Source organism: Streptomyces ortus, from assembly GCF_026341275.1.
In the GTDB taxonomy this organism is placed as follows: Bacteria; Actinomycetota; Actinomycetes; order Streptomycetales; family Streptomycetaceae; genus Streptomyces; species Streptomyces ortus.
In genome coordinates, this window is sequence record NZ_JAIFZO010000002.1 from 2,870,625 (window position 1) to 2,895,050 (window position 24,426).

Here is a 24,426-nt window from a genome sequence, read left to right on the forward strand (position 1 = left end):
CCGTGACCACACTGACCAAGACCGAAGGCGAGAGGGCCCCGAGCGGGCCGGAGGCCTTCCTCTCGGTCCGCGACCTGCGGGTGCGGTTCTCCACCGAGGACGGCATCGTGAAGGCCGTCGACGGGCTCTCCTTCGACGTCGAGCGGGGCAAGACGCTCGGCATCGTGGGGGAGTCGGGTTCGGGCAAGTCCGTCACCAACCTGACCGTCCTCGGACTGCACAACCCCAAGACCGCCACCGTCGAGGGCGAGATCGTCCTGGACGGCAAGGAACTGGTCACCGCGACCGAGAAGGAGATGGAGAAGCTCCGCGGCAACAAGGTCGCGATGATCTTCCAGGACCCGCTGACCGCGCTCTCGCCTTACTACACGGTGGGCCGGCAGATCGCGGAGCCCTTCATGAAGCACACCGGCGCCTCCAAGAAGGAGGCGAAGCTGCGCGCCATCGAGATGCTCGACAAGGTCGGCATCCCGCAGCCCGCGATGCGCTTCGAGGACTACCCGCACCAGTTCTCCGGCGGTATGCGCCAGCGCGCGATGATCGCGATGTCGCTGATCTGCAACCCGGACCTGCTGATCGCGGACGAGCCGACCACGGCCCTGGACGTGACCGTGCAGGCCCAGATCCTGGACCTGCTCAAGGACCTCCAGCAGGAGTTCGGCTCGGCGATCATCTTCATCACCCACGACCTCGGCGTCATCTCCAAGATGGCCGACGACCTGCTGGTGATGTACTCGGGCCGGGCCGTGGAACGCGGCAGCGTGCGCGAGGTGCTGCGCGCCCCGCAGCACCCGTACACCTGGGGCCTGCTGAGTTCCATGCCGCGACTCGGCGGTGACACGGCGCAGGCGCTCACCCCGATCCCGGGGTCCCCGCCCAGCCTGCTGAACCCGCCGTCGGGCTGCCCGTTCCACCCCCGGTGCGGCTTCACGTCCGAGGTCGGCGGCAACCGCTGCTCCGGCGAGCGGCCGGAGCTGCCCGCGGGCCGCGGCGCCGCCTGTCACCTGGACGACGCGCAGAAGTCCACCTTTTTCATCGAACAGATCAAGCCCCGGCTGGGCTAGGGAGAACGACTCATGAGCGACAAACTCACCCTGCCGAAGCCGCAGGGCCCGGTGGACGGAGCAGCCGAGCCGCTGCTCTCCGTCGAGGGCCTGACGAAGCACTTCCCGATCTACGGCGGCTTCCCGATCAAGCGCAAGGTCGGAGCCGTGCAGGCCGTCGACGGGGTCGACCTGACCGTCGGCGTCGGCGAGAGCGTCGGCCTGGTCGGCGAGTCCGGCTGCGGCAAGTCCACGACCGGCCGGCTCATCACCCGGCTCCTGGAGCCGACGGCGGGCAAGGTCACGTACGCGGGCCGGGACATCACGCACGCCACGCGCCGGCAGTTGGCGCCCGTACGGTCCGAGATCCAGATGATCTTCCAGGACCCGTACTCCTCGCTGAACCCGCGGCAGACCGTCGGCTCCATCATCAAGTCGCCGATGGAGGTCAACGGGATCAACCCGAAGGGCGGCATCGAGAACCGCGTCCGTGAGCTGCTGGAGCTGGTCGGTCTCAACCCCGAGCACTACAACCGCTTCCCGCACGAGTTCTCCGGCGGTCAGCGCCAGCGCATCGGGGTGGCCCGCGCGCTGTCCCTGAACCCGAAGCTGATCGTGGCGGACGAGCCGGTGTCGGCGCTGGACGTGTCGATCCAGGCGCAGGTCGTGAACCTGCTCCAGAAGGTCCAGGAAGAGATGGGCATCGCCTTCCTCTTCATCGCCCACGACCTGGCGATCGTCCGGCACTTCTCGCAGCGCCTCGCGGTGATGTACCTGGGCAAGGTGGTGGAGGTCGGCGACCGCGACTCCATCTACAACCGGCCGCGTCACCCGTACACGCACGCCCTGTTGTCGGCCGTCCCCGAGGTCGCCCTCGACGACGAGACCGAGGACCGGGAGCGGATCCGGCTCTCCGGTGACGTGCCCTCGCCGATCCACCCGCCGTCCGGCTGCCGCTTCCGTACGCGCTGCTGGAAGGCGCAGGACAAGTGCGCGACGACCGAGCCGCCGCTCGTGCAGATCTCCGGCAACCGCGCCAACCACCTGACGGCCTGCCACTTCCCGGAGGACCCGACGACGGAGGCCCGGAACGAGGACATCGTGCTGGACCCGGCGCTGACGGCGCTGGAGAAGGACGGGGAGTAGGTACTCGGGGTACTCGGGGGCCGGCCCCCGAACCCCCGGTCCTCAAGAGCCGGACGGGCTGAAAGACATCTTTCAGCCCGTCCGGCTTTTGAGGACAGCGCAGTTCAACCCGACCACTCCCGGAGGAACCGTTGAACCCCGCCATCCACAGCATCACGTTCGACTGCACGGGCGACCCGTACGACCTCGGCCTGTTCTGGAGCGAACTGCTGGGCCGGCCGCTGGCCGACGACGACAAGCCGGGTGACCCGGAGGCGCTGATCGCGGACCCCGACGGAGGTCCGCGGCTGCTCTTCGTCCGGGTCCCGGAGGGCAAGACGGCCAAGAACCGCATCCACTTCGACCTGCGGCCGACGGGCCGCACGCGGGCCGCGGAGGTCGAGCGGGCGCTCGCGCTCGGCGCGACCCTGATCGCGGACCACACCCGCCCGGACGGCGGCGGCTGGTTCCTCCTGGCGGACCCGGAGGGGAACGAGTTCTGTGTGGAGCGGGGGGAGTCCGACTGACGCGTCAGCTCACGCTGTCTCCGGCCTTGCCATAGCGGCGGAAGGCCCCGGTCTCCACCTTCCAGGCACCGAACGGCACCGAGTCCCCGAAGATGTACGCCCTCTTGTCCAGGTACCGCGCCTTGCACGGGGCGGAGTGCACCTCGATGGTCCCCGTGCGAGGGTCGACGATCATGTAGTGGCCGATGGACGGGTGCTCGATCTCGGGGTCGTTCGCGCAGATGTAGCCGGGGTGCGTGGCGGGAAGCTGTTCATCGAGCTGGTTCCGGATGCGGCGGACCGCGCCCTCGTGACGTTTGGACCGGCTGGTCATGGCGAGGAGCGGACCCGCGGGACCGATCTCGGCCGTCCACGCTCCCTCCAGACGCTCGGCGTACGCCATGAGCTCCTCGGCGATCCCGCGCATCCTCGCGTAGTCCATGAACGCAGATCAGGCGGCGTGCGGGCCGGTGGGGGGCCGCGCAGTTCCCCGTGCCCCCAGGGCGGGCGTCTCGCTGCGCGCCCGCATCTCGGCTGTCGGCCGGTGGGGCAAGGCACGGAGTGCCTGCCTTCAGGGGCGCGGAGAACGGCGCGGCCCACCCCCACCGCCCCCCGTCGGAGACAACATGCACCCATGTGGGTCGCCAAATATGCGCTGTGTGAGATTCCCGCCGATATTGGGCGCAAAGGTACCGGCTCCGCCGGAGCCGCAGCGCACCGATGAGGAGGCACTCCATGCGTGGAGCCACGCACGCCAGATGGGCCGTATGCGCGACGGCGGTAGCCCTCGCCGCGACGGCCTGCGGGGGAGGCGGGGACGGGGGTGACGGCGGCGGCGGTGGCGACGGCTCCGGCATCCTCAGCTCCTCGTGGGGCGACCCGCAGAACCCCCTGGAGCCCGCCAACACCAACGAGGTGCAGGGCGGCAAGGTCCTCGACATGCTCTTCCGCGGTCTCAAGCGCTACGACGCGAAGACCGGCGAGGCCAAGGACATGCTGGCCGAGAAGATCGACACCTCGGACTCGCAGAACTTCACCGTCACGGTCAAGGACGGCTGGACCTTCAGCAACGGCGAGGCGGTCACCGCCAAGTCGTTCGTCGACGCCTGGAACTACGGCGCCAGCCTCAAGAACAACCAGAAGAACGCGTACTTCTTCGGGTACATCGACGGCTACGACAAGGTCCACCCGGAGGACGGCGGCAAGCAGTCCGCGCAGACCCTGAGCGGGCTCAAGGTCACCGGCGACAACACCTTCACCATCAAGCTCAACCAGAAGTTCTCGACCTTCCCCGACACCCTCGGCTACGCCGCCTTCGCGCCGCTGCCCAAGGCGTTCTTCGACGACCACGCGGCCTGGCTGAAGAAGCCGGTCGGCAACGGCCCGTACACGATCGACTCGTACGCCAAGGGCTCGGCGATGAAGATGCGCAAGTGGGACAAGTACCCGGGCGACGACAAGGCGCAGAACGGCGGCGTGGACCTGAAGGTCTACACCGACAACAACACCGCCTACACGGACCTGATGGCCGGCAACCTCGACCTCGTCGACGACGTGCCCGCCGCCCAGCTCAAGAACGCCAAGAGCGACCTCGGCGATCGGTACATCAACACCCCTGCCGGCATCATCCAGACCCTCGCGTTCCCCTTCTACGACAAGAAGTGGGACAAGGCGGGGATGGAGAAGGTCCGCACCGGCCTGTCGATGGCCATCAACCGCAAGCAGATCACCGAGACCATCTTCCAGAAGACCCGCACCCCGGCCACGGACTGGACCTCGCCCGTCCTCGGCGAGGACGGCGGCTTCAAGGAGGGGCTGTGCGGTGACGCCTGCGAGTACGACCCCGCAAAGGCCAAGAAGATGATCGAGGACGGCGGCGGGCTGCCCGGCGGCCAGGTCAAGATCTCCTACAACGCGGACACCGGCTCCCACAAGGAGTGGGTGGACGCCGTCTGCAACTCCATCAACAACGCGCTCGACAACGACAAGGCCTGCGTCGGCAACCCGGTCGGCACCTTCGCCGACTTCCGCAACCAGATCACCCAGTCCAAGATGTCGGGCCCCTTCCGGGCGGGCTGGCAGATGGACTACCCGCTGATCCAGAACTTCCTGCAGCCGCTGTACTACACCAACGCCTCGTCCAACGACGGCAAGTGGACCAGCGAGAAGTTCGACGACCTCGTCGACAAGGCCAACGCGGAGACCGACCAGGCCAAGGCCGTCGACCTGTTCCAGCAGGCCGAGGAGGTCCTGCGGGACGACATGGGCGCCATCCCGCTCTGGTACCAGAACGGCAGCGCCGGCTACTCGGACCGGATCTCGAACGTGGCACTGAACCCGTTCAGCCTGCCCGTCTACAACGAGATCAAGGTCAGCTGAGCCACGGGGGCGCGCACCGCAGCAGGAAAGCAGGCGCGCGCCCCCACCTACCTCCGGAGCCCTCATGGGACGGTATGTGATCCGGCGTCTGCTGCAGATGATCCCGGTCTTCATCGGCGCCACCCTGTTGATCTTCCTGATGGTGAACGTGATGGGAGACCCCATCGCGGGCCTCTGCGGAGACCGCCAGTGCGACCCCGCGACGGCGACCCAGCTCCGCAAGGAGTTCGGCTTGGACAAGCCCGTGTGGCAGCAGTACGCGACCTACATGGGCAACGTCTTCACCGGCGACTTCGGCACCGCGTTCAACGGACAGGCGGTCACCGAGCTGATGTCGACCGCCTTCCCGGTCACCATCCGCCTCACGATCGTCGCCATCCTCTTCGAGGTCGTCATCGGCATCGCCCTCGGTGTCGTCACCGGACTGCGCCGCGGCCGGCCCGTCGACACCGGTGTCCTGCTGATCACCCTCGTCGTCATCTCGGTGCCCACCTTCGTCACCGGTCTGCTGCTGCAACTGCTGCTCGGCGTCAAATGGGGGTGGATCAGCCCGTCCGTCTCCTCCGAGGCACCCTTCGACGAACTGATCGTGCCCGGCCTCGTGCTCGCGTCGGTCTCGCTCGCCTATGTGACCCGGCTGACCCGGACGTCCATCGCCGAGAACCGGCGCGCCGACTACGTCCGTACGGCCATCGCCAAGGGCCTGCCCCGGCGCCGGGTCGTCACCCGGCATCTGCTGCGCAACTCCCTCATCCCGGTGGTCACCTTCATCGGCACCGACATCGGCGCGCTGATGGGCGGCGCGATCGTCACCGAGCGGATCTTCAACATCCACGGCGTCGGATTCCAGCTCTACCAGGGCATCCTGCGCCAGAACACGCAGACCGTCGTCGGCTTCGTGACCGTCCTCGTCCTCGTCTTCCTGGTGGCCAACCTGCTGGTCGACCTCCTGTACGCCGTACTCGACCCGAGGATCCGCTATGCCTGAGCAGCCGACGCCGCCGGAGCGGCCCCTGCCCTCCATGCCGCCGGGGCCGCACCTGTCCGGCGGCGGACGCGCCCCCGAGGACGGGGCCATCGCCGCGACCGGTATGGGCGGCGCGATGGACCTCGCGACGGAAGAGGGCGCCTCCCTGCGGAAGGGTCCCGGCGGGCCGGACGGCTCAGGCCCGCAGGACCGGCCCCGTTCCCTGTGGTCCGACGCCTGGCGCGACCTGCGGCGCAACCCCGTCTTCATCATCTCGGGGCTCGTCATCCTCTTCCTGATCGTCATCTCCCTGTGGCCCTCGGCGATCGCCTCCGGCAACCCCCTCAAGTGCGACCTCGCCAAGTCCCAGGAGGGCTCCCAGCCGGGCCACCCCTTCGGCTACAACGGCCAGGGCTGCGACGTCTACACGCGCACGGTGTACGGGGCCCGGGTCTCCGTCACCGTCGGCGTCTGCGCCACGCTCGGGGTGGCGATCCTCGGGTCGGTGCTCGGCGGACTCGCCGGGTTCTTCGGCGGGGCGTGGGACGCGGTCCTCTCCCGGATCACCGACATCTTCTTCGCGATCCCCGTCGTCCTCGGCGGTCTGGTGCTGCTGTCCGTCGTCACCAGCTCCACCATCTGGCCGGTGATCGGCTTCATGGTGCTGCTCGGCTGGCCGCAGATCTCCCGGATCGCCCGCGGGTCCGTCATCACCACCAAGCAGAACGACTACGTGCAGGCCGCCCGCGCGCTCGGCGCCTCCAACTCCCGGATGCTGCTGCGGCACATCACGCCCAACGCGATCGCCCCGGTCATCGTCGTGGCGACCATCGCGCTGGGGACGTACATCTCGCTGGAGGCGACCCTCTCGTTCCTCGGCGTCGGGCTGAAGCCGCCCACGGTGAGCTGGGGCATCGACATCTCCTCGGCCTCCCAGTACATCCGCACCGCGCCGCACGCGCTGCTCTGGCCGGCCGGTGCGCTGGCCGTCACCGTCCTCGCGTTCATCATGCTCGGCGACGCGGTGCGCGACGCCCTCGACCCGAAGCTGAGGTGACCGACGTGGCCGATGTGCTGCTCGAAGTGCGCGATCTGCACGTGGAGTTCAGGACCCGGGACGGCGTCGCCAAGGCCGTCAACGGGGTCACCTACAGCGTGGCCGAGGGCGAGACGCTCGCCGTGCTCGGCGAGTCCGGCTCCGGCAAGTCCGTGACCGCGCAGGCCGTGATGGGCATCCTCGACACCCCGCCGGGGAAGATCACCGCGGGCGAGATCCTCTTCAAGGGCCAGGACCTCCTGAAGTTCAAGGAGGAGGAGCGGCGCAAGGTCCGCGGCGCCCAGATGGCGATGATCTTCCAGGACGCGCTGTCGTCCCTGAACCCGGTGCTCAGCGTCGGCGCCCAGCTCGGCGAGATGTTCACCGTCCACCGGGGCCTGTCCAGGAAGGACGCGAAGGCCAGGGCCGTCGAGCTGATGGACCGGGTCCGCATCCCGGGCGCCGCCTCCCGCGTGGGCGACTACCCCCACCAGTTCTCCGGCGGTATGCGCCAGCGCATCATGATCGCGATGGCGCTGGCCCTCGAACCCGCCCTGATCATCGCCGACGAGCCCACCACCGCCCTCGACGTCACCGTCCAGGCCCAGGTCATGGACCTGCTCGCCGAACTCCGGCGCGAGCTCAACATGGGCCTCATCCTCATCACCCACGACCTGGGCGTGGTCGCGGACGTCGCCGACCGGATCGCCGTGATGTACGCGGGCCGCATCGTCGAGTCGGCCCCGGTCCACGACATCTACAAGGCCCCCGCACACCCGTACACCAAGGGCCTGTTGGAGTCGATCCCGCGGCTCGACCAGAAGGGCCGGGAGCTGTACGCGATCAAGGGCCTGCCGCCGAACCTGATGAACATCCCGCCGGGCTGCGCCTTCAACCCGCGCTGCCCGATGGTCCAGGACGTCTGCCGCACCGACGTCCCGCCCCTCTACGAGGTGACGACCGAGGCGGCCGACCTGACCGGGGCGGCCGACCTGACCAAGGCGGGCGCGGACCGCGTGAGCGCCTGCCACTTCTGGAGGGAGTGCCTCCATGGCTGAGTCCACTACGGCCGCCGAGCCGATCCTCCAGGTCCGGGGCCTGGTCAAGCACTACCCGCTCACCCAGGGAATCCTCTTCCGCAAACAGGTGGGCGCGGTGAAGGCCGTCGACGGCGTCGACTTCGACCTGGGCGCGGGGGAGACCCTCGGCATCGTCGGCGAGTCCGGCTGCGGCAAGTCGACCGTCGCCAAGATGCTGGTCAACCTGGAGAGGCCGACCGCGGGCGAGATCAGGTACAAGGGCGAGGACGTCACCAAGCTGTCCGGCCGCGCCCTCAAGGCCGTCCGCCGCAACATCCAGATGGTCTTCCAGGACCCGTACACCTCGCTCAATCCCCGCATGACCGTCGGCGACATCATCGGGGAGCCGTACGAGATCCATCCCGAGGTCGCGCCCAAGGGCGACCGGCGACGGCAGGTCCAGGACCTGCTGGACGTCGTGGGGCTCAACCCGGAGTACATCAACCGCTATCCGCACCAGTTCTCCGGCGGCCAGCGACAGCGCATCGGCATCGCGCGCGGCCTCGCCCTGCGCCCCGAGATCATCGTCGCCGACGAGCCCGTGTCCGCCCTCGACGTGTCGGTGCAGGCACAGGTCATCAACCTGATGGACCGGCTGCAGAGCGAGTTCGCCCTGAGTTACGTCTTCATCGCGCACGACCTGTCGATCGTGCGGCACATCTCCGACCGGGTCGGGGTGATGTACCTCGGCCGGATCGTGGAGACCGGCCGGGACGCCGAGATCTACGACCACCCGACGCACCCGTACACCCAGGCGCTGCTGTCCGCCGTGCCCGTGCCGGACCCGGAGGCCCGTGAGCACCGGGAGCGGATCATCCTCTCCGGTGACGTGCCCTCACCCGCGAACATCCCCTCCGGCTGCCGCTTCCGCACCCGCTGCTGGAAGGCCGCGGAACGCTGCGCGATGGAGGTCCCGCTGCTCGCGGTACCGGCGGAGTTCCGTTACGAGGCCGGTCCCGCCGCCCATGACTCGGCCTGCCACTTCGCGGAGGAGAAGCAGGTCGTACCGCCGGAGGAGCTGCCAAAAAGCTGACAAATGCGCGGCAACCGCGTTAACACGCAGGCAACTCGGCCGACCCGGCACCGATATACGGACGCGGCACGCTGAACACCGTACGGCCGTGCGGGTGCCGTAGACCGGCCGGGGAGCGCCATGTCTCCCCGGCCGGTCGCCGTGTCGTCGTGCGCCCGCCGGGAGTTACGGGACAGCCCTTAGACCCGTGCGGACCCCGCTAGTTCCTGCCGCGGCTCCTCCTGTCCGAGGGACGACCCCTCGGTGTCGAGGTTCGGCAGGACCCGGTCCAGGGCGCGGGGAATCCACCAGCTCGCCTCGCCGAGGAGCCGCAGAGCCGCCGGTACGAGGAGCATGCGCACGACGAGCGCGTCCACCAGGACCCCGACGGTCAGGGCCAGTCCGATGGACGCGACCATCTGGTCGCCGCCGCTGAAGGCGAACCCGGCGAACACCGAAGCCATGATCGCGGCAGCCGCGACGACGACGGGCGAGGCCTGCCCGAAGCCCCGCAGGACGGCCGCCCGGGTGGGGAGTCCGTTCCGGTGCGCCTCGTGCATGCGGGCCACCAGGAACACCTGGTAGTCCATGGCGAGTCCGAACAGTACGCCCACCACGATCAGCGGCGTCAGACTGGCCAGCGGCCGGGCCTCGTCGAGACCGACCAGAGTCCCGGCCCAGCCCCACTGGAAGACCGCCACCGTCACGCCGAGGCCCGCGGCCAGGGACATGAGGAATCCGACGGTGGCCAGCAGCGGGATCATGACGGACCGGAACACCAGGGTGAGCAGGAGCAGCGAGAGTCCGACCACGGCGATCAGGTAGACGACGAGGCCGGACGACAGCGCCGCGTCGACGTCCACGTCGACCGCGGTCTGACCGGTCACCGAGACCTCGGCGTCCGGCACGTCGTCCATCGCCGTACGCAGCGAGGCCACCAGGTCCTTCGTACGCGGGTCGGTCGGGCCGCGCTCGGGCGTGACCGCGAGGAAGGCGATGCCCGGGTCCTCGCCGTGCTGGACGGGGCTGATGTCGGCGACGCCGCTCAGCGCGGTGATCTCCTTCGTGGTGGCGGTCGCGGTGTCCGCCGCGTCGGGGCCCTCGAAGAGCACCACCAGGGGGTTCTGTTCGCCGGCGCCGAAGGCGTGGCTCACCGTGGTGTAGGCCGCGCGCTGGGAGCCGGCCGGGTCGGGGCCGCCCGGAGGATCGAGTTCCGTCTTGAGGGAGAGGGCCGGAACGGCGAGCAGGGCGACGAGGACGGTGCTGCCCAGCAGGGTGAGGACGGGCCGGTCGACCACGACCCGCGCCCAGCGGCCCAGCAGGCCCCGACCGCGACGTCCGCCCGCCTTCTCCGCGTTCACGGGAGCCGCGGGTGCCGCCGGTGCCGCGGGAGCCACGGGTGGTTCGTACGCCGTGCCGCGTCCCGGGCGTTCCCCGCGAGGCAGCGCCCGGTGGCCGAGCGTCTTCAGCACGGCCGGTACGACGGTGAGCGAGGCGGCCACGGCCACGATCACGGCGAGCGCCGCGCCCAGCCCCATCTCGGTGATGAACGCGATCCGTACGATCGCCAGCCCCGTCAGGGCGATGACCACGGTCGTCCCGGCCACCACGACGGAGGTTCCTGCCGTGCCGGCGGCGCGCGCCACCGCGGCGTCGACACCGGCGCCGCGGCGCAGCTCGTCACGGAACCGCGAGAGGATCAGCAGGGCGTAGTCGATGCCGACGGCCAGCCCGAGCATCACCGCGATGATCAGCGTGGTGGACTGGATGCCCTCACCCGCGGCCGACCACGCGAGGATGCCGAGGACGCCGACGACGACACCGCTCAGCGCGGTCAGCATGTTCGCGCCGGCGGCGGCCAGCGAGCCGAAGGTCAGCAGCAGGACGACGAAGGCGACCACGACGCCGATGATCTCGGTGACACCGGCGATCTCGGGCGCCCCGTCGTCGAGGGCGCCGCCCAGCTCGACGGCGTAGCCCTCGTCCGTCAGCGGTTCGGCGGCCTTCCGGAGGTCGCCCTCCACGGCGGTCTGGTCGGCCTCCAGATCGACGGTGAGCGTCGAGACGGCGACCGAACCGTCCTCGGAGACATAGGGACGGCTCTTCGCGTACGGGTCCGCGGCGGACTTCACGCCGGGGACGCCGGTGGCGCGCGAGACGAGGTCCGTGACCAGGTCCCTGCCGTCGGGGCGGGTGAGGGAGGTGCCGTCGGGCGCTTCTACGACCAGCAGCAGTTCACCGGCGTCGGGATCCGCCTCGGGGAACGCCTCCTTCATCGTGGCGAGCGCGGTGGTCGACTCGGCGCCCGAGATGCTGAACTCGGCGTCGGAGAACGTCGCGCCGCTGATCGTCACGACGGTGAGGGCGACGGTCAGCGTGATCCAGGCGCCGATGACGGCGAGCCGGTGAGCGGCGCTGAACGCGCCGATCCTGGACAACAATCGGGACATCGGGACTCCTGCGGAAGCGATCAGAAACGATCCGCGTGATCGAACTGATCGAACTGATCGAACTGATCGAACTGATCGAAGCGATCGAAGCGATCGGGAAGTGGTACGCGGGCCGCTCGTGCGGCCGGCCGGTGCCAGCTTCCGCCGGAGGGTGCCCCGCGGTCGTCGCTCAGCCGCGGTAGTGGATCTACCGCGGCTGGTGTACTTCCGGGCCCGTGGTCCCGCTCAGTCGTCGTCGCGCAGGCCCGCGCGCAGGGCCGCCACCACGAGCTGCGCCCGGTCCCTGACGTGCATCTTGCTCATGGCCCGGTTCACATGGGTCTTCACCGTGAGCGGCGAGATGAACAGGCGCTCCGCGATGGCGTCGTTGGTCAGCCCCCGGGTGACCAGAACGGTGACCTCGCGTTCGCGGGAGGTCAGGGACCCGGCCTTGCGCAGATCCTCGGGGGAGGCCGCGTCCCGGGGCCGCTCCCGGTGTGCCGTGCGGGTCAGGTGCCCGACGACGGTGTCCGTCGCGACGGCGGACAGGGAGGAGCCGCCCGCGGCGACCCGTTCGACTGCCTGCAGGAGTTCCTCGTGGTCCGCCGACTTCCCGAGGAAGCCGTTGGCCCCGGCCCGGAGGGCGGCCAGGATGTCCTGGTCGGTGTCGAAGGTGGTCAGTACCAGGATCCCGATGTCCGCGGTGGCGGCGTCGGCGCGCAGTCGGCCGATCGCTCCGACGCCGTCGAGCACCGGCATCCGCAGATCCATCAGGATGACGTCCGGCGCGAGGGCCCGTGCCATGTCGACGGCCCGGTGCCCGTCGGCCGCCTCGCCGACGACCTCGACCCCGGAGCCGGTCTCCAGGAGCGCGCGTATGCCGGAACGGATCATGACCTGGTCGTCTACGACGAGTACGCGTACGACGCTCATCCGGACGTCTCCTTCGTTCTTCGCGGCGCGGCGGCCGGGAGTTGGGCGGTCACGAGGAATCCCTCCGCGTCCGGGCCCGCGTGGAAGGTGCCACCGAGCGCGTGGACCCGTTCCTCCATGCCCACGAGTCCGAGCCCGCTCCCGGCGGACTCCGTCTCGCGCGGCACCCAGGGGTTGCGGACCGACAGCGTGAGGTATCCGCCGGCCGGCGGTTCGACGCTCACGGTGGCGGCGCCGTCGCCGTACCGCCGCGCGTTGGTGAGTGATTCCTGCAGGAGGCGCCGGGCGGCGGTCCGGGCGACCGGCGCCAGGGCGAGCAGGTGGTCCAGCCCGAGGTGGTGACCTTCAGGCCGATGCCCGCGAAGCTCTCCAGGAGTTCGTCGAGCATGGCGGCGTCCACGGGGGCGGCCGGAGCGATCTCGGTCTCCGACGCACGCAGGACGCCCAGGACGACTCCCAGTTCCTCCAGCACCGACCGGGTGGCGGCCTGTACCTCGTCGAGGGCGCGTCTGGACGCCTGCTGCGAGGGGTCGAGATTGGCCTTGGCGACGTTGGTGTGGACGCTGACCACGGCGAGGTGGTGGGCCACGCTGTCGTGGAGTTCGCGGGCGATCCGCAGTCGTTCCTCCGCCACGTGCCGGGCGACCTCCTCCCGTCTGCGTTCGGCCTCCTGGCGGCGCCGGCCCAGTTCGGCGATCACGTATCGCCGTTGGGCCTGCACCCACTGACCCACGCCGACCATGGCGGCGGTGAGGGTGACGATGCCGAACGCCCCGACGCTGCCGTGGTCCTGCCCCGGGGCGTACGGGCTGTACGCGGCGAGCATCGTGCCGCCCGCGACCACGGCGCCGGCGGCGATCGCGTCGAAACGGGGGCGGCGCAGGGTGAACAGGAACAGCAGCCCGCCGGCGACCGCCCAGGTGCCCCAGGGCGCCGGATCGCGGATCTCCAGGGCGGCCAGCAGGGCGGCGACGGCCACGGCGGAGGCCGACGCCCGTACGGCGAGCCCGAGGCCGGCCGCTCCCAGGGCGACGACGACCCACAGCGTCGTCGAACCGGCGTGGTCGCCGACGACCGCGGACAGCGCGCCCACGGCCAGCGCGACCGCCACGGCGAGCGTGCCGCCGGCCGCCCAGGGATCGGACCGCGTCCACGAGACGGATCGCACCAGTGATCACTCCGGTTGCTGCGAGGCGGGCACGGGAAGCACGTTGTAGAACGATGTTATACAGGCCTGCCCGCCGGGCGGGCCGAACAGGAGGAGCGGGACGCATGAGTGCCGGAGCAGGACCGCCGCCCAGGCGCCGTACGGCGAGCGAACGGCTGCACGACGCCCTGCTGGACGCGGCACAGGACGTGCTCGACCGCGACGGCCTGGACGGCGTCACCGTGCGCGCGGTCGCCCGCGAGGCCGGGGTGGCGCCCATGGGGGTGTACAACCGGTTCGGCAGCAAGGAGGGACTGCTCGCCGCTCTGGCCGTCCGGGCGCTGCAGGACCTCGGGCACGCGGTCGACGTGGACCGGTCGGTGGACCCCGAACCGCGCTTCCGGCAGGCCTGCGACGGATACCGGCACTTCGCGCTCGCGCATCCGCAGCGCTACGCGCTCATCTTCGGCGGCGGCGGACCGGTCGCCCGGACGGGCTCCGAGGCGTCGGTGTACGGCCATGCGGTGTTCGAGGTCCTGATCGAGCTGGTCCAGGACCTCGCCGGACGTCGCACACCGCGGGGCTTCGCCGACGCGGGGGAGGCCGCGCAGGTCGTCTGGACGGCCCTGCACGGCGCGGTCCACCTGGAGTTGGGCGGCATCGGGCAGGTGTCCGGCTCACCGGACACCCACCGGCGGCTGACCGACCTGCTCGTCCGCAGCCTGCGGTAGCGCTACCGCAGGCCCAGCGACCGCTTCAGGAAGTCCACCTGGAGCAGCAGCAGGTTCTCCGCGACCTGCTCCTGCGGGGTCATGTGGGTGACCCCGGACAGCGGCAGCACCTCGTGCGGACGGCCCGCGGCCAGCAGCGCGGAGGACAGCCGCAGGGAGTGCGCGACCACCACGTTGTCGTCGGCGAGACCGTGCACGATCATCATCGGCCGCGCCGGTTCGACCGCCCCCACCAAACCGTCGTCGTCGATCAGCGAGTTCGCCGCGTACACCTCGGGCTGCCGGTTCGGATCGCCCAGATACCGCTCCGTGTAATGGGTGTCGTACAGCCGCTGGTCGGTGACCGGCGCGCCCACCACGGCCGCGTGGAAGACGTCGGGGCGGCGCAGCGCCGCGAGCCCCGCGAGATAGCCGCCGAACGACCAGCCGCGGATCGCCACCCGGGTCAGATCCAGCGGGAAGCGCTCGGCGAGGGCGTGCAGCGCGTGGATCTGGTCGTCGAGGACGACCGCCGCGAGATCGTCCTTGACCGCCTTCTCCCAGGCCGGTGAGCGGCCCGGCATGCCCCGCCCGTCCGCCACGACCACGGCGAAGCCCTGATCGGCGAACCACTGGGGAGCGAGGTACGCGTTGTGCGCCGCCAGGACCCGCTGCCCGTGCGGCCCGCCGTAGGGATCCATGAGCACCGGCAGCGGACCGTCGGTGTAGTCCGTGGGGAGCACGACGGCGCACGGTACCCGGCGCTCACCGGCTTCCGTGAGGTGCACGCGCGGGCTCATTCGGGGATGCTCGGCGTACGAGGCCACGGTCACCGGCTCCGGACGGGCGCCCGCCCGACCGCTCCCCGTCGCCTTGCGACCCCCTTCGCGCGCCACCCTGACCTGCGCTCCGGGCCGGTCGGGCACGGCCGACACGAGCACGGTCACGCCGCCCGCCCGCACCGCCGAGTGCACGCCGGGCTCCTGGGAGATCCGTTCCATGCCGAGGTCGTTGACCCGGTAGACGTGCACCTCCCCGATCTCCGGGTCGGCCGCGGCCGTGCCGGCCGACGCCGAGACGAGCACGTCGTCGTCGGACACGTCCAGCACGGCTCGCACGTGCAACTGCGGCCCCGTGAGGGGGCGTTCGCCCACCGCCAGCACGCGCGCCCCTCCCTCGTCGGCGATCCGTACGAGCTGTCCGCTCGGGCTCCAGGACGGCACACCAGGGAAAAGATCAAGCCAAACTGGATCTTCGTCCGCGTGCACCATCCGGGTCGTCCCGCTGTCCGGATCGACGGCCAGATAGAGCTGACTCGCCTGGTCGCGCGCCTGGACGAGCAGCAGCGGGGCCCCGGCGGCAGACCAGTGCACTCGCGCCAGATACGGATAGCGGGCCCGGTCCCACTGAACCTCCGTACGTGCCCCGTCGAGTCCCAGTACGAATAGCCGCACCTCCGCGTTGTCGGTGCCCGCCGCCGGATACGCGACCCGCTGCGGCTCCCGCTCGGGATGCGCCGGGTCCGAGATCCACCAGCGGCGTACGGGGGCGTCGTCGGCCCGCGCCACCAGCAGCCGGTCCGATTCCGGGGACCACCAGAAGCCCCGCGAGCGGCCCATCTCCTCGGCCGCGACGAACTCGGCGAGCCCGTAGGTGACCGTGTCCGCCTCGGGCTCCGCGAGTGCCCGGTCGTCCTCGCCCTCGGCGCCCACGACCCGCAGGGTGCCCCCGGCGACGTACGCGACGAACCGTCCGTCGGGGGACGGGCGGGGGTCGATCACCGGTCCGCGCACCCGCAGTTCCCGTGCCGTGCCTGCCCTCAGCTCGGCGGTGAAGAGCCGCCCGGACAGGGCGAAGGAGGCCAGTTCCACGGCGGCGTCCGTGGCGTAGCCGACGATGCCCGCGCCACCCTCGCGGCTGCGCTCGCGCCGGGCCCGTTCCGCCGCTGACAGCCGCTCGCCGGAGCCCCCGAGGAGCGCCCCCGGGTCGGCGGCCGGGCGCTCCTCGCCGCTCGCCACGTCGAGAACCCACAGCTGGTTCGCCCGGTCGGTGCCGGACGAGGACCGCAGGAACACCACACGTGAACCATCGGGCGCCACGGTGAACGCGCGGGGCGCGCCCAGCGTGAAACGCAGGGTGCGCGCCTGCCGGCGCGGAAAGGAGAGAGGCTCGGTCGTCATGCTCCGACCATATTGGCCATGCGCCCCCTTGTGCGGCCGTGCGCCGATCAATGCGCACGCACGAATAGTTATGATCACTAGCGCTGTGTGGGTATCAACCTGCTGGCTGTTGTTTGTATTTGCTGCCCCCCTTCCCCCCCGACCCCCGGCCCCCGTGTCCCTGGGAACCTTTGGAGGTGAGCCGCCGTGGCACTTTCGATTTCGGCGGTGGTGCTGCTGGCAATCATCGTCTTCATCCTGGTCAAGAAATCAGGGCTGAAGGCGCCTCACGCCATCGTCTGCGTCCTGCTCGGCTTCTACCTCGCCAGTTCGACGATCGCCCCGACGATCAACGAGCTGACCACGAACATCGCGGGCATGATCGGGGACATCAAGTTCTGACCCCGGTTCGGGAGTGGGCTCTGGGCCGCGGGTGGCCGGGGCCCACTTCCGGCGTTCCGCGCCGGGCCGGTCGGCCGGGTCAGCCCGTGGCCGCGTACGGTACGAAGCGGGCCCACGCTTCCGGCGTGAGGGCCAGCCGGGGGCCGTCCAGGTCCTTGGAGTCGCGGACGTGCACGGTGCCGGGGGTGGTGGCGAGTTCGACGCACGACTCGCCGTCGTTGCCGCCGCTGTAGCTGCTTTTGAACCATGCCAGTTCGGAGGCGTCCCCTGCGGGGGCCTTGCGGGTCATGTTTCTCCCAGCGGTTGTGCGATCGGCCGTCCTGGTCAGCCTTCGGATGTGTACGGCACGAAGGCTGACCAGGTGGTGGGGGAGAAGGCCAGGCGGGGGCCGCCTAGGTCCTTGGAGTCGCGGACATGGATGGTGCCTGGGGTGATGGCGAGTTCGACGCAGGAGTTGCCATCGTTTCCGCTGCTGTAGCTGCTCTTGAACCATGCAAGTTCTGTAGCGTCTTCGGCGGGTGCCTTGCGGGTCATGTTTCTCCCAGCAGTTGCTCAATGAGGGCCAACGACTCCCATGGCGGGAGGGCTTGCGCTCGGATGGTGCCATACCGCAGCTCAAGGATCCGTAGCTGCCGCAGTTCCGAGACGGGGCGACCGCTGAAGGCACCGTCGGAGCGTCCCACCGCTGTGCCGTCCGCGAACTTCAGCAGCTCGATCCTGCCGTCCAGGCCTGAGTGGACTTCGCAGCGCGTCGGCATCACTTGCAGTGTGACGTTGCGCAGCCGGGCCATCTCAAGCAGACGTTCGAGCTGCTGCCGCCACACCATTGTGCCTCCGAGTGGGCGCCGCAGCGGCGCTTCTTCGAGCACGAAGCTGATGGAGGGAGCGGGATCCCGTTCGAAGACCGACTGTCGGGCCACTCGGGCGGCCACCATGCGTTCCACCTCGCCCTGTGAATACAGAGGTTGTGCCGCCTCGAACAGGACCCGCGCATGCTCTGGTGTCTGCAACAGCCCATTGATGCTGTTGCACTCGTACACCCCGATCTCGACCGCCTTGGCCTCCAACTGGGCCAGATCCCGAACCTTCTTCGGATACCGGACCTTCCTCACGTCCTCCTTCATCGCCGAGAGCAGCCCACCCGCCCCCAGCACCTCGTCCGCCCTGTCCAGATACTCGGGCTGAGGGATCCGCTTTCCGCCCTCGATCTTGTAGACCATGTCCTCGCCGTAGCCGACCGCGATGCCGAAGTCGGCGGCCCGCATCCCGACCGCCTCCCGGCGCAGCTTCAGCTGTCGGCCCACGGTCGCGACGACCGCCACGCCCCAGTCGTCGTCCGGGTCGACCTCCCAACCCGGCTCGTCCGCCTCGGTCTTGAGTCGACCTTCACCACTGTCCCCGTGCATCGCGCGCCTCTCCGCCGGTCCTGCACTGCTCAACGCGCCCTACCCGCACGCGTGGCCTCGACAGCCCGGACAGCGCCGGACAAGCGCCGGACAGTCACCGTACGTATCGACGTCGTCACTGTTCACGGTAAGCAATCGGGGCCACTCTGAGTGACGTGATCCAAGAAACCGCCGCCACCGAGGCCCGAGTCGCCCGCCCCGTCCGCACCTTCAGCGTGCAGCTGTCCCCCACGCCTCGGGGAGCCCGCCTCGCCCGACTGCTCGCCACGGAACAACTGCGCGCATGGGGACTCCCGTTGGACCCGGCACGCCACCTCGTCGCCGAGCTCGCCGCCAACGCGGCCACGCACGGTCGCGTGCACGGCCGGGACTTCCGGCTCACGCTCGCCGACGGCGCGGGGACCCTGCGTATCGAGGTGACCGACACCTGCGGAGAGTTGCTGCCGCGCCCGCAGGGCCTCGGCCCCGACAGCGAGTCGGGACGGGGGCTCGTCCTCGTGGAGGCGCTCGCCGACCGCTGGGGCGTCACCCGGGGCCCGCACCCCCGGAAGACGGTCTGGGCGGAGCTGACTCCGTCACCGGAACCCGATCGCACGGGCTTCGGTGACAGGGGCGCCCTTCCCAAAGAACCACGAGAGGGAAAGGACCCCACCAAGCCCCACTCCACCCTCCCGCCTGCGTCGGCGCGCCCTCACTCGGGTAAGTGAACATCGCCAACTCGGCTCGCATATGCACCCATTGCCTGCCCTACGCTCAGCGCGACACAACCGCAGACATACGACGGCCCTCGCCGGGACGGCAATCCCGGTGCGAGGGCCTGACCACCAAGGAAGAAGACCCTTCCCGAACCTCGGACCTGCCTTCCGAGGGGGTGCGGCGGCCTGCCGCGCTGCTGGCACACCGCCTCATCACCCAGTTGCCACCCCCGGCCCCGATCCATCCGTCCACATCGCAGCCGCCGACTGCCCGCCGGTATCCGCTCCACACCTGCGACGGCTGCGACCGCGCCTTCCGGGCCCCCGAACGGGGCCGCTGTCGGGACTGCAGAGCGATGGCACCCCAGTGACGTACGGACCGCCGGGCAGGTGACCGTGCGAGTGCGAGTCCGGGGGCGTGTGCCTCGTAGGGTGAGGGCATGACGGAACTGTCCGCCGGGCGTCTGCTCCTGGTGCACGCGCACCCGGACGACGAGGCGATCAACAACGGCGCCACCATGGCCAGGTACGCGGCCACGGGCGCCCAGGTCACCCTCGTGACCTGTACACGGGGCGAACTGGGCGAGGTCATCCCGCCCGGACTCGCGCATCTGTCGGGCGAGCACCTCGGCGAGCACCGCCTGGCGGAGCTCGCCGAGGCGATGCGCGCACTGGGCGTGCGGGACACCCGCTCGCTCGGCGGCCCCGGCCGCTACGAGGACTCCGGGATGATGGGCCTCCCGGACAACGACAACCCGCGCTGCTTCTGGCGGGCGGACGTCGACGAGGCCGCCGCGCACCTGGTCGGCGTGATCCGCGAGGTACGTCCCCACGTGCTCGTCACCTACGACCCGGACGGCGGATACGGCCACCCCGACCACATCCAGGCCCACCGCGTGGCCATGCGGGCCGCCGAGCTGGCGGCCGGGCCGGACTTCCGGACCGACCTCGGCGAACCGTGGACGATCGCGAAGATCTACTGGAACCGCGTGCCGCGTTCCGTAGCCGAGGAGGGCTTCTCCCGCCTGACGGACGTACTCGACGAACTGCCGTTCCCCGCCGCCGCCACGATCGACGACGTGCCCGGTGTGGTGGACGACCCGGTGGTCACCACGGAGATCGACGGCACCGCCCAGGCCGCGGCCAAGGCCGCCGCGATGCGGGCGCACGCCACCCAGATCGAGGTCGCCGAACCGTGGTTCGCCCTCTCCAACCGGCTCGCGCAGCCCCTCTTCACCGTGGAGTACTACGAGTTGGTGCGGGGCGAACGTGCCGGGACGGCCCGGGAGACCGATCTGTTCGCGGGAATCACGGAGCTGTTCGCGGAGAACACATTCGCGGAGATCGCGGAAGCAACCACCGAGGGCGGTCCCCGATGAACGCGGCGAACAGGCCGAACGCGAACCGTTCGTACGCGGACCGGTCGAACGCGGGCTCCCTGCTCGCCCAGCCCCTGCGCCCGCCCTCGGCCCTGCGGATCGTCGTCCACCTGGGCCTCTTCGTGCTCGGCGCGGTGGTCGCGGTGGCCGGGGCGCTGGTCCAGTCGGGCTGGTTCCCGGGCGGGCTGCTGCTCGCGCTGGCCGGTGCGGCGGGGCTGTTCCTCGGCGGATCGCGCGCGACCGGCGGCCGGGCCGGTGCGGTCGCCCCCGCGGCCGGCTGGATGATCGCCGTCGTCCTGCTCACCGCCAGCCGCCCCGAGGGCGACTTCCTCTTCGCCGCGGGAGCGGGCTCCTATCTCTTCCTGCTCGGCGGGATGGCTGTGGCTGTGATGTGCGCCACCCTTGGCCAAGGGCGGCAACCGGGCGGCGCCGCCGCCCGACTTGGGAAGTGACGTACCACTTCGCCACTGCGCGCGGGTGCGAGTCCGGTGTGGGTTTCCCCGACGGCCGCAAAATGAGGGGGACAAGTGGCCAGTATGGTGGAGCGCGCCGCCGAGCCGCCCGAATCGAGGACGAGGTCGAGTCACCGGGCGGTGGAGCCAACCAGGAGAACCTGCCTTGAGTCGTGAAACTGACAGTCCGTCCTCCGGGCCCAACGGGCGCGGCGGAACCGCATACCCGTCGGGGACTCCGCCGTACGGAACGCCGATGGCTTCCGACGGCGCCGCCGACGCGGGGCGTACCGCCGGTGACCGGCCGGAACAGCCCAAGACCGAGACCACGCTGACGACGCGGATCCGTATCAACATCCCCGGATCGCGGCCGATTCCGCCGGTCGTCGTGCGCAAGCCCGTGGCCAACGCGGAGTCCTCCGACGCCACCGGTGCGTCCCGGTCCCCGGCCCAGGAGGCCGGACCGGCGTCCGTTCCGGGCGGGCCCGTCGACTCCGACACCGGGTCCCATCCCCTGCCCGGTGGCGGTGGCGGCGCCGAGGAGAAGCGGAGCGACTGGTTCGCCCCCCGCAAGGCCGGTGCGCCCAAGGGCGGTCCGGGCGGCGGCAACGCCAACGGTGCGGGTATGGCCGCCGGTTCGAACGCCCAGGGCCCGGCAGCGGGTGGCGGCGGGGGAGTTGGCCCCTCCGGCGCGCCCGGTACGCCCACCGCACGGCCCGGCGGCAACGCCGGCGGCGCGGGCGGCACCGGACCCGTCGCCCCCGGACACGGCGGCGGTACCGGCTCCTTCGACGTCTCCCGGGCGCTGGCGGCGGGGCCGCTGGGCGCCGGGCCGGGCGGTGGATCGCCGTACCCGACGGGCGGCCAGGCGGGCGACAACGGCGCCGCCGAACCGCGCCGCGACGGACTCCCGTACTTCTCCGACGGCGGCCAGAATGGCCAGAACGGTCAGGGCGGCCCCGCGGGCCCGACCGGCGGACCGGCCAGCGGCGACACGCCCCTGGCGGCACCCGGCGTCCCGGGCGGACAGGGCTTCCCGGCAGGCCCCGGCGGCCCGGGAGGTTCCGAAGGCCCTGGTGGCCCTGGTGGCGCTCCCGGCGGCCAGGCCGGCCCGGGCGGTCACCGCGCAATCGGCGGCCCCGGCAGCTCCGGCGCCCCCGCGGGCCCCGGCGGCCACCGTGCTCCCGGCGGCCAGGGCGCGCCCGGCAACCCCGGCCTGCCCGCGGGTCCCGGCGGCCAGGCGGGCCCCGGCAGTCACCGTGCCCCCGGCGGGCCGGGCGCTCCCGGTGGCCCGGACGCCTCGGGCTTCCCCGGCGGCAAGGGGCCCCAGAGCGGCTCCGCCTTCTCCGGTGCCCCCGCGGGGGCCGCCCGCCCCGGCGGCGGCCTGAGCGACGACACCGCGATCCTCACCCCGCAGGTCCCCGCGCCCGAACCGGGCGCGCCGGGCTACGGCGGCGCCGGCGAGAACGTCTCCGGGCACACCCTCACCAGCGGCATCCCCGTCGTGCCCCCCGCCCCGAACTCGCCGTTCGGACCGGGCGCGCACACCGACGGGCCGCTGCCGCACCAGCCCCCGAAGCTGCCGGAACCGGTCTCACCGGCCGCGCCCGCCGCCGCGCGGCCCAAGAAGAAGAAAAAGGGCCGCAACAAGCTGGTGCTCCTGGTCACCGGCGTGGTGGCCCTGGGCGGCATCGCGTACGGCGCCGGGCTGCTCATGAACCACTCCGACGTCCCCAAGGGCACCAGCGTGCTCGGCGTGGACATCGGCGGCGGCACGCGCGACGAGGCCGTCCAGAAGCTCGACGACGCCTTCAAGGCGAGCGCGGCCAAGCCGCTCCAGCTGTCCGTCGAGGGCGACACCGTCGCGCTCAAGCCGGACCAGGCCGGGCTCCAGCTCGACACCCAGGCCACGGTACGGGCCGCCGCGGGCAGCGACTACAACCCCGTCTCGGTGGTCGGCTCGCTCTTCGGCAACCAGCGGGTCGTCGCCCCCGTCATGCCCGTCGACGAGGAGAAGCTCGCCGCCGCCCTCGAAGGCGCCGCGGGCGGCTCCGGTTCGGCGACCGAGGGCACGATCAAGTTCCAGTCGGGCAAGGCCGTCCCCGTCTACGGCAAGGCGGGCCAGGGCATCGACATCGACCGGTCGACGAAGGCCGTCGAGGACGCGTACCGCACCCAGGTGGAGACCGGGAAGTCGGCCGCCGTGAAGGTGCCGACCACGGCGAAGGAGCCCAAGGTCTCCAAGGCCGAGGTCGACCGCATGATGAAGGAGTTCGCGCAGCCCGCGATGTCCGGACTCGTCACCGTCAAGGCGGGTGCCGCGGTGGTCCAGTTCAGCCCCGAGAACTCCCTGTGGAAGTTCCTCGGCGTCAAGGCGACCCCCGAGGGCAAGCTGGTCGACTACTACGACCTGCCCGCCCTGAAGGAGCTGTACGGCGGCGCGTTCGACGGTGTCACGATCGCCCGGGGCAACGGCAAGAAGACCGCCGTGACCCCGCAGGACGTGGTGGTCGCACTGCGCCAGGCCCTCGTCGGCAAGACGGCGGCGGACCGCGTGGGCGTGATCGAGACCAACCCCACGTAGGTCCCGCGGGACCGACCGACGAGAGGGCACCCGGCGACGACCGGGTGCCCTCTCGCTCTGTCCGCGGGCCCGCCGCACGGTTGCCCGACCGGGCCGTCACCTGGGCCTGGGACCGCCCCGGCCGGGGCTCAGTTGAGCATCGCGCGGGCCGCGTGCGCCTGGCTCCGTACGCGGGCCGCCGCCTGTTCGTCGACGGCGGCCACGATCTCCGCGTACGCGTCGAGTTCGGTGGCCCCCGTGAGGAAGTCGCCGCGCTGCACGAGGAGCTGGGCGCGCTCGTAGCGCAGGCGGGCCGGGTGCGAGGGCAGAAGGAGGGAGAAGTCGACCGCCCACAGGGCCACGTCGGAGCGTTCGGGGCGGGCGGCGGCCCAGGCGCGGACGTTGTTGAGGATGCGCAGGACGACGTCGAGCGGATCGGCGGGCGAGAGCATGGACGGGTCGAGGGGGGAGCCGGTGGCACCGGCCACCAGCAGTTCCGCGTCGGTGCCGGTCAGTACGCGGCCACCGTCGAAGGGATCGACCAGGACCTGCTGCTCGGGCGGTCCGAAGCCGACGACGAAGTGACCGGGCAGGGCGACTCCGTAGACGGGCGCGCCGGCCCTTCTGGCGACCTCCATCCACACCACGGACAACAGGATGGGCAGTCCGCGGCGGCGCTTCAGCACCTTGTCCAGCAGGGACGACTCCAGACGCTGGTAGTCGCCGGGCGTACCGCGGAAGCCGAGGGTGCCGCCGAGGTGTTCGGCGAGCGCGGTGGCCCAGGACCGGGGGCCGCCGGGCCGGAACGGCAGCTCTCCGGCGAGCCGGTCCAGCTCGATCTGGGCGGCGTCCATCGCGGCCTCGGTCAGCTCGCCGTCCGCCTGGGCGCCCACCAGCAGACACAGGGCCGACAGGTCGGGGCGTTCGGCTCGTGCCTCTTCGCCGAACCGCCGCCGCCACTCGGCGCTTCGCGCCGGTTCGGGGGGATGGAGTGGACGCATAGC

The 24,426-nt window shown here is 71.1% G+C and carries 25 protein-coding genes; 15 read left to right on the top strand and 10 right to left on the bottom strand.

Annotated features, from left to right (window positions below; all coding sequences use genetic code 11):
- Positions 1–2: 2 nt before the first annotated feature.
- The 3 genes from K3769_RS15880 to K3769_RS15890 all read left to right on the top strand — a co-directional run bounded on the left by K3769_RS15880 (position 3) and on the right by K3769_RS15890 (position 2,695).
- Positions 3–1,064 (top strand): ABC transporter ATP-binding protein, encoded by a 1,062-nt coding sequence (locus K3769_RS15880; protein ID WP_267027086.1) that lies wholly within the window; start codon positions 3–5, stop codon positions 1,062–1,064.
- A gap of 12 nt (positions 1,065–1,076) precedes the next feature.
- Entirely contained in the window at positions 1,077–2,189 is a 1,113-nt protein-coding gene (locus K3769_RS15885; RefSeq protein WP_267027087.1) for an ABC transporter ATP-binding protein, read from the top strand.
- Between the two features lie 131 nt (positions 2,190–2,320).
- On the top strand, positions 2,321–2,695 hold the full coding sequence (locus K3769_RS15890) for a VOC family protein (RefSeq protein ID WP_267027088.1): 375 nt from the start codon (positions 2,321–2,323) through the stop codon (positions 2,693–2,695).
- A 4-nt stretch (positions 2,696–2,699) separates the two neighbouring features.
- Here K3769_RS15890 and K3769_RS15895 read toward each other — a convergent pair whose 3' ends face one another.
- The gene (locus K3769_RS15895; RefSeq protein WP_267027089.1) at positions 2,700–3,116 is read right to left on the bottom strand and encodes a Uma2 family endonuclease; all 417 of its coding nucleotides are present in this window, start codon (positions 3,114–3,116) and stop codon (positions 2,700–2,702) included.
- Between the two features lie 293 nt (positions 3,117–3,409).
- Here K3769_RS15895 and K3769_RS15900 point away from each other — a divergent pair, with 293 nt between their 5' ends.
- The 5 genes from K3769_RS15900 (at position 3,410) to K3769_RS15920 (ending at position 9,168) form a co-directional block, all read left to right on the top strand.
- Positions 3,410–5,053: a peptide ABC transporter substrate-binding protein gene (locus K3769_RS15900; protein ID WP_267027090.1), complete on the top strand. Its 1,644-nt coding sequence runs from the start codon at positions 3,410–3,412 to the stop codon at positions 5,051–5,053.
- Between the two features lie 64 nt (positions 5,054–5,117).
- Positions 5,118–6,041: an ABC transporter permease gene (locus K3769_RS15905; protein WP_267027091.1), complete on the top strand. Its 924-nt coding sequence runs from the start codon at positions 5,118–5,120 to the stop codon at positions 6,039–6,041.
- 34 nt (positions 6,042–6,075) lie between these two features.
- The gene (locus K3769_RS15910; protein ID WP_267031395.1) at positions 6,076–7,077 is read left to right on the top strand and encodes an ABC transporter permease; all 1,002 of its coding nucleotides are present in this window, start codon (positions 6,076–6,078) and stop codon (positions 7,075–7,077) included.
- A gap of 14 nt (positions 7,078–7,091) precedes the next feature.
- Positions 7,092–8,114, top strand: coding sequence for an ABC transporter ATP-binding protein (locus K3769_RS15915; RefSeq protein WP_267031396.1), 1,023 nt, complete (start codon positions 7,092–7,094; stop codon positions 8,112–8,114).
- Complete coding sequence (locus tag K3769_RS15920; RefSeq protein ID WP_267027092.1) at positions 8,107–9,168, top strand: ABC transporter ATP-binding protein; 1,062 nt, start codon at positions 8,107–8,109, stop codon at positions 9,166–9,168. Before K3769_RS15915 ends, K3769_RS15920 begins: the two co-directional genes overlap by 8 nt.
- A gap of 179 nt (positions 9,169–9,347) precedes the next feature.
- Here the strand turns inward: K3769_RS15920 and K3769_RS15925 are convergent, their stop codons facing one another.
- On the bottom strand, positions 9,348–11,597 hold the full coding sequence (locus K3769_RS15925; protein WP_267027093.1) for an MMPL family transporter: 2,250 nt from the start codon (positions 11,595–11,597) through the stop codon (positions 9,348–9,350).
- A gap of 35 nt (positions 11,598–11,632) precedes the next feature.
- On the opposite strand from K3769_RS15925, the gene K3769_RS15930 reads away from it, so the two are divergent.
- Entirely contained in the window at positions 11,633–11,779 is a 147-nt protein-coding gene (locus tag K3769_RS15930; protein ID WP_267027094.1) for a hypothetical protein, read from the top strand.
- 43 nt (positions 11,780–11,822) lie between these two features.
- Here the strand turns inward: K3769_RS15930 and K3769_RS15935 are convergent, their stop codons facing one another.
- The 3 genes from K3769_RS15935 to K3769_RS40900 are packed head-to-tail and all read right to left on the bottom strand — an operon-like array spanning position 11,823 to position 13,677.
- The gene (locus K3769_RS15935) at positions 11,823–12,509 is read right to left on the bottom strand and encodes a response regulator (protein ID WP_267027095.1); all 687 of its coding nucleotides are present in this window, start codon (positions 12,507–12,509) and stop codon (positions 11,823–11,825) included.
- Positions 12,506–12,733 (bottom strand): ATP-binding protein, encoded by a 228-nt coding sequence (locus K3769_RS15940; protein WP_267027096.1) that lies wholly within the window; start codon positions 12,731–12,733, stop codon positions 12,506–12,508. Before K3769_RS15940 ends, K3769_RS15935 begins: the two co-directional genes overlap by 4 nt.
- Positions 12,730–13,677, bottom strand: coding sequence for a sensor histidine kinase (locus K3769_RS40900; RefSeq protein ID WP_267027097.1), 948 nt, complete (start codon positions 13,675–13,677; stop codon positions 12,730–12,732). The genes K3769_RS15940 and K3769_RS40900 overlap by 4 nt, the downstream gene beginning before the upstream one ends.
- Before the next feature lie 104 nt (positions 13,678–13,781).
- Here K3769_RS40900 and K3769_RS15950 point away from each other — a divergent pair, with 104 nt between their 5' ends.
- Positions 13,782–14,387 carry a TetR/AcrR family transcriptional regulator gene (locus tag K3769_RS15950; RefSeq protein ID WP_267027098.1) on the top strand — a complete coding sequence of 202 codons (606 nt, stop codon included), beginning with the start codon at positions 13,782–13,784 and terminating at the stop codon, positions 14,385–14,387.
- A gap of 2 nt (positions 14,388–14,389) precedes the next feature.
- On the opposite strand, the gene K3769_RS15955 is transcribed toward K3769_RS15950, so the two are convergent.
- On the bottom strand, positions 14,390–16,546 hold the full coding sequence (locus K3769_RS15955) for a S9 family peptidase (RefSeq protein WP_267027099.1): 2,157 nt from the start codon (positions 16,544–16,546) through the stop codon (positions 14,390–14,392).
- A 186-nt stretch (positions 16,547–16,732) separates the two neighbouring features.
- On the opposite strand from K3769_RS15955, the gene K3769_RS15960 reads away from it, so the two are divergent.
- Positions 16,733–16,927, top strand: a complete 195-nt coding sequence (locus K3769_RS15960) for a hypothetical protein (protein WP_107020199.1) — start codon at positions 16,733–16,735, stop codon at positions 16,925–16,927.
- A 79-nt stretch (positions 16,928–17,006) separates the two neighbouring features.
- Here K3769_RS15960 and K3769_RS15965 read toward each other — a convergent pair whose 3' ends face one another.
- Genes K3769_RS15965 through K3769_RS15975 form a run of 3 tightly spaced genes read right to left on the bottom strand, consistent with a single transcriptional unit; the run spans position 17,007 to position 18,333 of the window.
- Complete coding sequence (locus K3769_RS15965; protein ID WP_267027100.1) at positions 17,007–17,216, bottom strand: DUF397 domain-containing protein; 210 nt, start codon at positions 17,214–17,216, stop codon at positions 17,007–17,009.
- A 35-nt stretch (positions 17,217–17,251) separates the two neighbouring features.
- Positions 17,252–17,461 (bottom strand): DUF397 domain-containing protein, encoded by a 210-nt coding sequence (locus tag K3769_RS15970; protein ID WP_267027101.1) that lies wholly within the window; start codon positions 17,459–17,461, stop codon positions 17,252–17,254.
- Positions 17,458–18,333 carry a helix-turn-helix domain-containing protein gene (locus K3769_RS15975; RefSeq protein WP_267027102.1) on the bottom strand — a complete coding sequence of 292 codons (876 nt, stop codon included), beginning with the start codon at positions 18,331–18,333 and terminating at the stop codon, positions 17,458–17,460. Before K3769_RS15975 ends, K3769_RS15970 begins: the two co-directional genes overlap by 4 nt.
- Positions 18,334–18,488: 155 nt before the next feature.
- Between K3769_RS15975 and K3769_RS15980 the strand changes: the two genes are divergently transcribed.
- The 4 genes from K3769_RS15980 to K3769_RS16000 all read left to right on the top strand — a co-directional run bounded on the left by K3769_RS15980 (position 18,489) and on the right by K3769_RS16000 (position 23,443).
- Positions 18,489–19,040: an ATP-binding protein gene (locus K3769_RS15980; protein ID WP_267027103.1), complete on the top strand. Its 552-nt coding sequence runs from the start codon at positions 18,489–18,491 to the stop codon at positions 19,038–19,040.
- Between the two features lie 428 nt (positions 19,041–19,468).
- A complete protein-coding gene (mshB, locus tag K3769_RS15990) occupies positions 19,469–20,407 on the top strand; it encodes an N-acetyl-1-D-myo-inositol-2-amino-2-deoxy-alpha-D-glucopyranoside deacetylase (RefSeq protein ID WP_267027104.1) in 939 nt (312 codons plus the stop codon).
- Entirely contained in the window at positions 20,404–20,859 is a 456-nt protein-coding gene (locus K3769_RS15995) for a DUF6113 family protein (protein WP_267027105.1), read from the top strand. Before mshB ends, K3769_RS15995 begins: the two co-directional genes overlap by 4 nt.
- A gap of 166 nt (positions 20,860–21,025) precedes the next feature.
- Positions 21,026–23,443 (top strand): hypothetical protein, encoded by a 2,418-nt coding sequence (locus K3769_RS16000; protein ID WP_267027106.1) that lies wholly within the window; start codon positions 21,026–21,028, stop codon positions 23,441–23,443.
- 128 nt (positions 23,444–23,571) lie between these two features.
- Here the strand turns inward: K3769_RS16000 and K3769_RS16005 are convergent, their stop codons facing one another.
- Complete coding sequence (locus K3769_RS16005; protein WP_267027107.1) at positions 23,572–24,423, bottom strand: transglutaminase-like domain-containing protein; 852 nt, start codon at positions 24,421–24,423, stop codon at positions 23,572–23,574.
- Positions 24,424–24,426: the final 3 nt, after the last annotated feature.